Below are 6861 nucleotides of genomic sequence, written 5' to 3'. Positions count from 1 at the left end.
GAAGCGACTGTTCGCGCATGATAAGAAAAAACCGATGACACGCGTCGAACTCAAAGGTGGCGATTATACGTATGTCGCGAGCGGTACGACGCGATTAGAGCAAGTCTTCGTCTATGACGAGGTCGGGCAATCGCCAAAACCACTTGATCGCATTCGGAGTGCCTTTTTTGCTGAGAACTCGAACGTCCAGCAAATCAAGAGTCGGGATGATCTTGACGTCTTGACGGACGGTGTCAGCGTTTCGACGTATGACCGAAACTACAATGTCTATCGCTTCAACACGTTATCGCCGAATACCCAAAGCTCGACCGTCGATTACAGCACGCTCGTCAGCTATGTCAACATTCATGGGGGCTGGCTCGATCAAGATACCCAGCGTAGTGGTTTCCGGTATTATTTTGATCAGATGAGTAAAAAGAGTGAGGAACAGACGGCGACGTTCCGATTGTATCTGAACCGATATCCGGTATTTGGGGAGAGTGGTCCGTTGCTCGAACAGACGAAGTTCGATCTCGCGACACTGAAGATCATGTATGAGGAGAACCAAGTCCGATCGCTCAGCCGTAGCATGCTCCGAGCGAAGCGGAAACTGATTCTTCGGGAAGAAACGGTGCCAGCCGTTGAAACGGTTCTCGAACGTCTGAACCGTGCTGATCTCTTAAAAGAGATCAGTGGAATCCGGATTGGATATGAGATGACGTATAAGATTTCAACGAGCCGCTATGCCGTCTTTGAGCCGACGTGGTTCATCAAAATCGACGGCGTCTGGCAATCGATCAATCAAGCTGTCGGGAATGAGGGGTGAGGATGAATGGACTGGAGTAAAGCGAAGACCTTATTGATGCTGACCTTTTTGATCCTGAACGTCTACCTTGCCATTCAATTGATGGACCGGATGGTCGAGCCGCGGATCGTCGCGACGAGTGCGACCGGTAAATCGATCTTGAAGGATCGTCAAATCGATGAGAAAAAACTACAACCGGTTACGCGAGACATCGGCTATTTAACAGCCGAAGTCGATGCGCGAACACTGGCGCCACTTGCTAGTTCACCGATTCGTGACGCGGTCGCTTCCGTCAAGAACGATGTCGAGTGGTCGGTCCGGTTGACGAAACCGTATCGACTCGAAACGAAGACGATGCGGGATTCTGCTTCATCGTTCGTTCAAGCGTCCGTTCGGTATGGTGCCGAATATACATTTTGGAAGTATGATAGTAAGTATCAGGAGATGACATTCGTTCAGACGTATAAGGGACAGCCGCTCTATTCGACACCACAGCAGTCGCGTGAGGACGATGCGATGATCGGACCGTCCCTGCTCGTCTTGCAGCTCAACGATGCGAAGGAAATCGTCAGCTACAAACAACGTCACTTGAACAAGGTCGTTCGGCAAGCACAGGACGTGACGTTGTTATCGGCAAGTGAAGCGATCGTCCAGTTGTCGGAACAAGGTTTGTTCCCGGCATCAAAGCGGTTGACGAGTCACAAGCTCGGTTATTTTTGTCTCGTCACGGAAGGCACGGAATCGGTCCAAATCCTGCCGCCGACGTGGCAAATCGAGCTCGACAATGAAGAAGTCTACTTCGTCAATGCGATTGACGGCGGTGTCCAGACCGTCGAACGATTGGATACAGTCTCAGAGAAATGAGGAATGCACGATGAGCCTACACTACAGCGTCATGGCCAGTGGCTCGACGGGGAACGCCCTCTATATCGAAAGTGAACAGACCCGCTTGCTCGTTGACGCGGGACTGACTGGCAAGGCGATGCTCGCCTTGTTCGACCAGATTGACCGGTCGCCGCATGGCATCGATGGTCTGTTCGTCACCCATGAGCACTCCGACCATATCAAAGGCGTCGGTATCATGGCACGGAAGTACAATATCCCGCTCTATGCGAATGAAAAGACGTGGGCAGCGATGGAAGCGAAGATCGGTAAGATTGATCCGGCGCTGAAGTTCCTCTGGGAAGTCGGAGAGGTCAAGCAGTTCGGTGACATCGAAGTCGAATCGTTCAATGTCAGTCATGATGCAGCGGATCCGATGTTCTTCCAGTTCGCGCACGAAGGAAAACGGTTGGCACACATCACGGATACCGGATACGTCTCGGACCGGATGAAAGGTGTCATTCGGGGCGCTGATGCCTATATCTTCGAAGCGAACCATGATATCGGTATGCTCCAGATGGGACATTACCCGTGGAGCGTCAAACGACGGATCCTTGGGGATTACGGACACGTCTCGAACGAGGACGCCGCAATCGCGATGAGCGAGGTCCTCGATGACCGGACAAAACGGATCCACATGGCCCACTTGAGCAAGGACAACAACATGAAGGAACTCGCCCGGATGAGTGTCTCCCAAACGCTCGCGAGCCGTGACGTCGATCTGAGTAAGATTCAGCTTCTCGACACGGATCCGGTCATTCCGACGCCGCTCCTGAAGCTTTGATTATGGGAAATTACTGAATATGCTCAAAAGACCCCCACATTTGGCTCACTTGCCACGTGATGGGGGTATACTTGTGTAAAGAGAGTCATAAAGGAGGCGTATGTCGATGGATCGACCCGAAGAACCACGGAACGAATCCGAACGATACGAACAGTCATCCGATGAGAGCGGCTTCCCGCCCCGTCAGCCGGCAACGAGCGAACCGGTCAGCCCTTATCGTGAACCATATGAAGAACAACCAGAACCACCGCGTCGTCGCGGTGCCGGAAAAGCCTTTTTCGTCGGTCTGATCGGCGGAATCGTCGGAGCCTTGTTGATTGCCCTCGTCGCGTGGCCGTTCGTCCGCGATGAGATGACGAGTCCGACTCCGGTTTCGTCGACGACAGCGGAACAGACTGCAACACAGACGACAGAGGATGAAGCCGACATCGTCGGTGCGGTTGGTAAGACGAAGGAAGCCGTCGTGAGCGTGACGAACCTTCAGAGCTCGTTCCAAGGAACCGATCAGGAAACGGGTGCAGGGTCCGGCGTCATCTATAAAAAAGACGGCAATAAAGCCTACGTCGTCACGAACTACCACGTCGTTGAAGGGGCGAACCGCTTGTCTGTCACGTTATCCGACGGAACAGCACTCGAGGCAAAAGTCCTCGGGGAAGATCCGACGTACGATTTAGCGGTCTTGTCGATTGATTCATCGAAAGTGACACAAGTCGCAAAACTGGGGGATTCGGATACGTTACGTGCCGGTGAAACGGTGCTTGCGATCGGAAATCCACTCGGAATCTTCGCGAACTCCGTCACGCGCGGTGTCATCAGTGCGCAGGAACGGACGGTTCCCGTCGATACGAACAAGGATGGACAGCAAGACTTCAATACGGAAGTCATCCAAACGGATGCAGCGATCAACCCGGGGAACTCCGGTGGAGCGCTCATCAACACAGCTGGTCAATTAATCGGGATCAACTCGATGAAGATCGCGGAAGCAAGTGTCGAAGGAGTCGGGTTTGCGATTCCGATCAACGAAGCGTTACCAATCATGCGTGATCTCGAGCAAAATGGTGAAGTCGTTCGTCCACAGCTCGGGATTCAGATTCGTGACGTGCAGGAATTCCCAAGCGGATATCGCGAAGATCGTCTGAAATTACCGAATGATGTCACGAAAGGAATCGTCGTCGTCGGTCTGACACGTAACAGCGGAGCCGAAAAAGCGGGTATGAAGGCAAACGATGTCATCGTTGAGATCAACGGAAAAGCGATCGCATCGTTCGCTGATCTAAAAAGTGTTCTCTACCGGGATGCAAAAGTTGGCGAAACGGTCAAAGTCACGTTCTACCGTGGCGGTGAAAAACAGACAGCAGATGTGAAGTTGTCAGCTCAGTCACCAACTGTTCAGTAAAGCATAATCTGAAAAACCATCCACAGGTCCGACCTGTGGATGGTTTTTTTGAGTGAAGAAACCTGCGCCTTTTCCGGTCAGGAAGGTCGATATTTGTTATACTGGAAGCGGATAAATGTGGATAAGTGAAAGGAGGAGACCACCTGTGGATAAGTACGTCTGTTTAGAACATGTCGAGCTCGCGCTTGACGAAATCGTGGATGAAACAGAACAATACCCGATTCTCGATCAGCTAAATCCAGAAAAAAACATCACGTGTGAATACTGTGACGCACCGGCAACATATCTTGTGTCAAGCAAAAAATAAATATCAACATGTGGATTTGTGGATAACTCTGTGGATAACTCCTGAATTTTCTGTCAGAAAGCGAGAAAAAAGATGCAAATTACCATCATTACGGTCGGAAAGCTAAAAGAGAAGTATTTGAAACAAGGCATCGCCGAATATACGAAGCGTCTCGGCGCCTACTGCTCGATCCAAGAAATCGAGGTCGCGGACGAAAAGGCACCAGAGCAGTTGAGTGAAGCGGAGATGGCGCAAGTGAAGAAAAAAGAGGGCGAACGGATTTTAGCGAAGATCGGACCGGATGTTCATGTCCTCGCACTTGCTATCGAAGGAAAACAACGGACGAGTGAACAGTTCGCAAAAGAACTCGATCAACTCGCGACATATGGCAAGAGCAAAATTGCTTTCGTCATCGGTGGATCACTCGGTCTTGCACCAGAAGTGATTCAGCGTGCGAATGATACGATTTCGTTTTCAAAGATGACATTTCCGCATCAATTGATGAAGATGATTTTGTGTGAACAGATTTATCGGGCGTACCGGATTAATCGGAATGAGCCGTATCATAAGTAAAGACGATTTTTCATAAAGAAGAGAGTTTGAAATAGAACTGGTTTGGACTAACATACAATTATGAAGCAATATAAAACATCTTCGGAATGTTAAACGTTAATGAACTGATCTCTAGAGTTTGGATAGTTTAATAAAAGCACCCTTAACGTTTTAAGCTGCTATGAGATGGCTTCGGTATTGCACCGGAGTCATCTTTTGTAGTTTCCATTGTCTTCTTTCGCTATTGTAATAATCAATGTAAGCATCAACCATGATACAGACCTCATCGCGGTCAGATGCTAATTTATGATCGACATAATCTTTCAAGTGACCAAAGAATGTTTACATTGGCGCATTATCCAGGCAGTTTCCTCTACGAGACATAGATTGAAGCATTCCCATCTCACGGATTCGTGTTTGATAAGCAGGATGCGTATAATGGAATCCTTGATTGGAATGTATCATCGCTTCAGGGTGTATATTCCCTTGAAGTCGTTCTGCGAATTTATTTGTTGTATGAAGGACGAGTTCCATATGGAGGCTTGTAGATAAATGATGTGCCATAACTTATAACTTCACGTGTAGCGATATCCTTCACACAAGAGAGATAAACAGTTTGACCAGATTCAATATGGAGATAAGTAATGTATGTGGCGAATACCTTATCAGGCTCCTGTTGATCGAACCGATGGTTCAAGTGGTTTGGTATAGTCTTATGTTCATATGTCGCTTCAGCGATTTTATGGTAAGCATTCTGCCTACGGATTTTCGTCATGATTCCAAATTTTATCATGATACGCAAAATACATTTATGATTCATCGGTCCCTGATAAGATCAAGCATCTCCATGTACAGACCACGATAGCCGATTTTCCCTTTATGACAATCATGAATACGTTTTAGAAGGTGATAGTCCGCATAGTCGCGTTCAACAATATCCGTACGTGGCGAGCCAGGTGTAATAACCAATATGGCTCACTTCAGCGAGCATACATAGATCCGTCACGAACCGACTCGACGATTGTTTTCGTAAAACAATATTGATTGCCTGATAGCGCTCAGATGTCGTTAGTTTCGGTACTTCGCCTCTCTTTCGAGAGCAGTAATTTATTCTCCGCTGTGAGGTACTTGATTCGTGCTTAAGCTCTCGCAAGTTGTCGTTAGACGAAATCCTCTTTTTTCGGTCGACCTCTAAGATTTGATTTTCCACGTCTCTCGTTTTCATTCAAGAGTCCTTCTTCTCCATAAATGATATGTCTTCCGCCACCGTTTCAATGCTTCGTTCGGCGTTTGCTTACCGATCATGTCTAGGTCAAAGCCGCTTTCCTCAAAGATTTGTATCGATTGCTTACCAGCTAAATTCTCTTTTGTATTGAATCATACAATCTGATACCGAGGCTACGTGAAAACTCGCTTTAAGTTGTCTGATTTAATCTGGATTAAAAGTGCGTTTGTTCATTAATAGTGCTCCTGTATAAATTATATAGATACAGTATATCAATATCTTTAAACACAAAAAAACCCCGAATGTGGTCTTTTATCAAGTGTCCACCATTAAGGGGTCAGTCCAATCTCCGTATAATAACTAATAATATATATAGTTATTTTTTCTTAAGTTTTTAATCAATACTCAATTTCGTGTTTCTTAAAGAGTTCTTCAAAAAAACCTTTTATTAATTTTATTGATGTTTCTTCATTAATAAATTCAAATCCGCCAAATCTATACACTTCATATCCTTGAAGTTTTAATGCTCTATCGGCACGGACCATTTCTGCATATAATCTAGGACTTGATGTATCTCCATTTGAATAATGTTGTTTACCATCTATTTCAATTACAACCCGTATATGATTTGAAAAGAGTAATAAAAAGTCCATTCGTTGCCTAGGTAATATTTTTGTATCGAATCGCTGTTTTTGTGTGTATGGATCATAATGTAAATAAACTTGAGGTATCAATGCAGGCAAATTTTCTTTTATTTTATTTTTAAAAAGTGCAAAATAGCTTTTTAAAAATATCTTTTCTGGTTGCGAATCTAATGAATTTAATAATCTTAAATATAGTTCTCTCTCAATACATTTATTTATTTCAACATAATTATTTTTATCTGACCACCATTTAACGAGGTCTAACCATAGTAAGCACTTATCTGTTATAGGACGATCGTATACAAGAC

6 protein-coding genes and 2 pseudogenes are annotated in these 6861 nt (G+C 46.2%); 6 read left to right on the top strand and 2 right to left on the bottom strand.

Annotation, left to right across the window (positions count from 1 at the left end; genetic code table 11):
• From yycH to rlmH, 6 genes are all read left to right on the top strand, one after another.
• On the top strand, positions 1-805 hold an 805-nt coding region (gene yycH / locus N179_RS16680; RefSeq protein ID WP_244150251.1), incomplete at its 5' end, for a two-component system activity regulator YycH.
• Positions 806-811: 6 nt separating this feature from the next.
• Positions 812-1648: a two-component system regulatory protein YycI gene (locus tag N179_RS16675; protein ID WP_058265606.1), complete on the top strand. Its 837-nt coding sequence runs from the start codon at positions 812-814 to the stop codon at positions 1646-1648.
• Between the two features lie 10 nt (positions 1649-1658).
• Positions 1659-2450, top strand: coding sequence for an MBL fold metallo-hydrolase (locus N179_RS16670; RefSeq protein WP_023469840.1), 792 nt, complete (start codon positions 1659-1661; stop codon positions 2448-2450).
• Positions 2451-2556: 106 nt separating this feature from the next.
• Positions 2557-3846 (top strand): S1C family serine protease, encoded by a 1290-nt coding sequence (locus N179_RS16665; protein WP_075643188.1) that lies wholly within the window; start codon positions 2557-2559, stop codon positions 3844-3846.
• Between the two features lie 145 nt (positions 3847-3991).
• Entirely contained in the window at positions 3992-4153 is a 162-nt protein-coding gene (locus N179_RS16660; RefSeq protein ID WP_023469838.1) for a CxxH/CxxC protein, read from the top strand.
• 72 nt (positions 4154-4225) lie between these two features.
• Positions 4226-4705 carry a 23S rRNA (pseudouridine(1915)-N(3))-methyltransferase RlmH gene (gene rlmH, locus N179_RS16655; protein WP_075643187.1) on the top strand — a complete coding sequence of 160 codons (480 nt, stop codon included), beginning with the start codon at positions 4226-4228 and terminating at the stop codon, positions 4703-4705.
• A 150-nt stretch (positions 4706-4855) separates the two neighbouring features.
• On the opposite strand, the pseudogene N179_RS16855 reads toward rlmH, so the two are convergent.
• Positions 4856-6113: pseudogene (locus tag N179_RS16855) on the bottom strand (IS3 family transposase).
• A gap of 194 nt (positions 6114-6307) precedes the next feature.
• Positions 6308-6861: pseudogene (locus tag N179_RS17005) on the bottom strand (hypothetical protein); the annotation flags it as partial.

It is taken from the genome of Exiguobacterium indicum HHS 31, assembly GCF_001939065.1.
GTDB lineage: Bacteria > Bacillota > Bacilli > Exiguobacteriales > Exiguobacteriaceae > Exiguobacterium_A > Exiguobacterium_A indicum.
Note: the sequence above shows the minus strand (reverse complement) of the source record. Positions and strands in the feature narration are given on the sequence as shown.

Bases quoted from the DNA above. Each gene is read 5' to 3' on its own strand.
- N179_RS16675 (WP_058265606.1), top strand. From the start codon at position 812: ATGGACTGGAGTAAAGCGAAGACCTTATTGATGCTGACCTTTTTGATC.
- rlmH (WP_075643187.1), top strand. From the start codon at position 4,226: ATGCAAATTACCATCATTACGGTCGGAAAGCTAAAAGAGAAGTATTTG.
- N179_RS16665 (WP_075643188.1), top strand. From the start codon at position 2,557: ATGGATCGACCCGAAGAACCACGGAACGAATCCGAACGATACGAACAG.
- N179_RS16670 (WP_023469840.1), top strand. From the start codon at position 1,659: ATGAGCCTACACTACAGCGTCATGGCCAGTGGCTCGACGGGGAACGCC.